The sequence below is a fragment of the Nostoc cf. edaphicum LEGE 07299 genome (assembly GCF_015207245.1).
Taxonomy (GTDB): domain Bacteria; phylum Cyanobacteriota; class Cyanobacteriia; order Cyanobacteriales; family Nostocaceae; genus Nostoc; species Nostoc edaphicum_B.
Genome location: NZ_JADEXF010000595.1, coordinates 1 through 3,807 on the forward strand (window position 1 = coordinate 1; position 3,807 = coordinate 3,807).

Sequence of the window (3,807 nt, forward strand, 5' to 3'; positions counted from 1 at the left end):
GGCAACTCTTTTGACTGCTCGATCCGGCATTCAGTACTAATATCTTCATAGTGACAACAGAAAAACACGATCACTTTTGATCGTGTCACTAAATCCGGCCTCATGCTTAGTTTTCTCAACGACGAATAAGAGTTTTAAGAGTTTGCGATCGCGAGAAGCTAAAAATACTGCTCCCCTTAATGAAATCGTTATACTAACTGTGGGAGGCTGTTTATCTATCCAGCCAGATTCCATAGTTGTATTTTTTTATAGCTTGTTGCACTATGTCCTTCTTCAAAACCCCGCTGATTGGTTTAAAAGCTGACTCATTTCGTCATCCATTAGACCTGGAAGCTACCAGAGCGCTCAAGCAGATACCAGGCATAGATATGTTGGTGCGAAATTGGCTTGGGCCAATGGCAGAGCAGGTTTTCTATGTGGAAAATATTGCCTCTAGCATTTTGGTGGGTGAAAAGCAACTACCCGATTTATACAAGCTGTTGTTAGATGCCTGTAAAATCCTGGATATTGATCCTCCCCAGTTGTACGTCCGCCAGCATCCGGCTCCCAACGCTTATACTTTTGCTGTACGGGGTAAGCAGCCTTTTGTTGTAATACATACTTCCCTGATTGATATTCTCACACCAGAGGAAATACAGGCAGTAATCGCCCATGAGTTAGGGCATCTCAAGTGTGACCATAGCGTTTACTTGACTCCTGTAAATTTATTAATATTAGCTGCGGCGATTGTGCCCAATGTCGGTACAATCGTTGCTCAAGCCATACAGGCGCAACTTTTGGAATGGGTACGTTGTGCTGAGTTTACCTGCGATCGCGCCGCATTACTAGCAACTCAAGACCCGAAAGTGGTCATGTCCGTGTTGATGAAGTTGGCTGGTGGTTCTCCCACCTTAGCGCCCCAACTGAATCTCGATGCCTTTGTTGCCCAAGCCCGCGCTTACGATGATATTAGCAAGACAGAACTGGGTGAAATGGTCAAAGCTGCCCGTACAGCCCAATTAACCCATCCAGTGCCAGTGCTACGGGCGCGAGAAATTGACCGTTGGGCAAGCAGCACAGAATATCAAACTCTGTTGCAAAGTCACGGGCTGAAGTCTAATAATGAAGTTGTACCCAAAGGTGGATGGCGCAATTGGTAGAGCTACTTTTCACAACCGCTTTTTGGCTACATAAGCACAAAAGTCTTAATAGATTGTACGAAGCGATCGCCAAAGTGCGATCGCTTCCCCTTTTCATCGAAAAACGCAAACTTTCCCTACACTACATATCCCTTTTGTCAACTAGAAGCTTTTAAAGCTGCTTCTGCTTGGGAATGTAACAACAAACCGTATTCTAAACCCTCTACCACTGCTTGATAGGAAGCCGCCAAAATATTGGTAGAAACCCCTACCGTTGTCCAGCGTTGACGACCATTGCCTGATTCTACCAACACACGAGTTTTTGCCGCCGTGCCCGTATGTCCGTTGAGAATCCGTACTTTGTAATCTGTCAAATCAAAGGTTGCAATTTGGGGATAAAAGTTCACCAAAGCCTTGCGTAAAGCTGCATCCAAAGCTGCAACGGGCCCGTTACCTTCCGCCGCCTCCAAAATATTTTTGCCGTCAACGGCGACTTTGACTGTAGCTAGGGCATTGCTAGTTTCTTTCCCCTCAATCAAGTCGCAGTGGACTTGAAAACCTTTGACTTCAAAAAACTTCTGGCGGCCTCCCAAAGCTTCGTGCATCAACAGCACAAAACTGGCCTCTGCTGCTTCAAATTGAAATCCTTCACTCTCCAAATCTTTGAGGCGCTGGAGAATTTCCCTAGCCTCTGCCTTTTGTTGATCCAATTCAATCCCAAAACTGCGGGCTTTGGCTAAAACATTGCTCAGTCCAGACTGTTCCGAAATCACAATGCGGCGACGATTCCCGACTTGTTCCGGCTGAATGTGTTCGTAAGTCAGGGGATTACGTTCCACTGCTGATACATGAATACCGCCCTTATGGGCAAAAGCCGAACGTCCCACAAAGGGAGCGTGTTCATCTGGCGCAAGGTTGACGACCTCACTCACAAAACGACTAGCTTCTGTAAGTTGTGTGAGCTGGTCTTCTGTGATACAACTGTAACCCGCCTTCAGTTGTAAATTGGGAATTAACGAACAGAGGTTAGCATTACCGCAACGTTCACCGTAACCATTAATTGTGCCCTGTACCATCTTTGCCCCTGCCATTACGGCGGCTATTGCGTTAGCAACCGCCATTTCCGAATCGTTATGAGTATGAATTCCAATTTGGGGAATTGTCCTTTGTCCTTTGTCCTCAGTCATTGGTTCTTGACTAATGACGAATGACAAATGACTAATGACATCTTGAACAATTTGGCTAATTTCGTGGGGTAAAGTGCCACCATTGGTATCACAAAGGACTAGCCATTCCGCACCAGAAGCGATCGCAGTCTCTAATGTCTGTAAAGCATAATCTCGATTGTGCTTATAGCCATCAAACCAATGTTCGGCATCGTAGATAATGCGACGACCTTGAGAACGGAGGTACTCAATGGTGTCGCGAATCATCGCCAAATTTTCTTCTAATGTCGTCTTGAGTCCTGTTGTCACGTGTAAATCCCAAGACTTGCCAAAAATTGTTACCCAGCGAGTTCCTGCCGCCAAAATATCCTGTAGCATCGGTTCGGTGGCGGCAGTAGAGTTGGGGCGTCGAGTCGAACAAAAAGCGACAATTTCAGCCTGTTTGAGCGGATCTTCTTGGAGTTGCCAGAAAAATTGTACATCCTTGGGATTGGCACCAGGCCAACCACCTTCAATAAAGGGAATTCCCAGTTGATCGAGTCTACGGGCAATGCGTAACTTATCTTCTATCGATACAGATAGCCCCTCGCGCTGAGTGCCATCCCGTAATGTAGTGTCATAGAGCCAAAGTTGAGGTGAAGAATTTGTGGTCATAAAACTGGGACCGACGAGACAACTTTCGAGGCAATGTGTCAATATACAACAAAAAGCCAGTTTGGCAATTTAAAAATGCCTAAAGTAATAGCTGAAGGTAAAACAATTGATTGCGAGCATGGAAGCAATCTGCGCAAGATTTTGCTGCAAAATGGTATTGACCTCTACAATGACGGTGCTAAGGTAATAAACTGTCGGGGCATTGGCAGTTGTGGTACCTGCGCGGTTAAGGTAGAGGGCAAAGTCTCAGCAGCGAACTGGCGCGATCGAGCACGCCGTTCGCTTCCTCCCCATTCTCCTACAACAGACTTACGTTTAGCCTGTCAAACTCAGGTTTTAGGCGATGTGAAAGTGACAAAGTTTGATGGATTTTGGGGACAAGGTTCTCGAATAGTGTGGACACCAAAAGGTTAAAAAGGAGTTAAGACAAGATGGGTAGATGGACACCCTTAATTTTAATGGCTGGCGGTTTAGCCATTCTGCTTGGTACATTACTAGGCATCAACTTTCCGATGGGCGTACAAACTGCTAACGCTCCTAGTGACAAGAAATCAGAAGTCCTGCCAGCCAATATCAATGTTAATGGCAGTGGTGGCAGCAATAATGAAGAAACTGCAACAGAAGGAAATCAAACAACTGAAACAAACGAAAACAGGCGCGGTATTGTAGCCCCAAGACCTGACAACAGGAGTAACGTTGCTCAGAATTCTGCTGATGACTCAACTGACAGCAATACAAATTCTTCAGAAACAAGCACACCATCTAGCGATCCAAATCAAGGCAACGAACCAATTCGTGCCTTGTGGTAACGATCAGATCCGTCTTCAGACCCGTCTTTAGTTACAAGTTATAAGTTATAAGTTATGAGT

At 45.6% G+C, this 3,807-nt stretch carries 4 protein-coding genes; 3 read left to right on the plus strand and 1 reads right to left on the minus strand.

Going from position 1 to position 3,807, the window contains the following annotated elements; genetic code table 11:
• The first annotated feature begins 263 nt into the window (after positions 1-263).
• The gene (locus tag IQ229_RS17430) at positions 264-1,139 is read left to right on the plus strand and encodes a M48 family metallopeptidase (protein WP_194045860.1); all 876 of its coding nucleotides are present in this window, start codon (positions 264-266) and stop codon (positions 1,137-1,139) included.
• 137 nt (positions 1,140-1,276) lie between these two features.
• Here the strand turns inward: IQ229_RS17430 and cimA are convergent, their stop codons facing one another.
• Positions 1,277-2,938 (minus strand): citramalate synthase, encoded by a 1,662-nt coding sequence (gene cimA / locus IQ229_RS17435; RefSeq protein ID WP_194045862.1) that lies wholly within the window; start codon positions 2,936-2,938, stop codon positions 1,277-1,279.
• Between the two features lie 75 nt (positions 2,939-3,013).
• Here cimA and IQ229_RS17440 point away from each other — a divergent pair, with 75 nt between their 5' ends.
• The gene (locus IQ229_RS17440; protein ID WP_194045864.1) at positions 3,014-3,352 is read left to right on the plus strand and encodes a 2Fe-2S iron-sulfur cluster-binding protein; all 339 of its coding nucleotides are present in this window, start codon (positions 3,014-3,016) and stop codon (positions 3,350-3,352) included.
• A gap of 17 nt (positions 3,353-3,369) precedes the next feature.
• On the plus strand, positions 3,370-3,747 hold the full coding sequence (locus tag IQ229_RS17445; protein WP_194045865.1) for a hypothetical protein: 378 nt from the start codon (positions 3,370-3,372) through the stop codon (positions 3,745-3,747).
• The last annotated feature ends 60 nt before the right edge of the window (positions 3,748-3,807 follow it).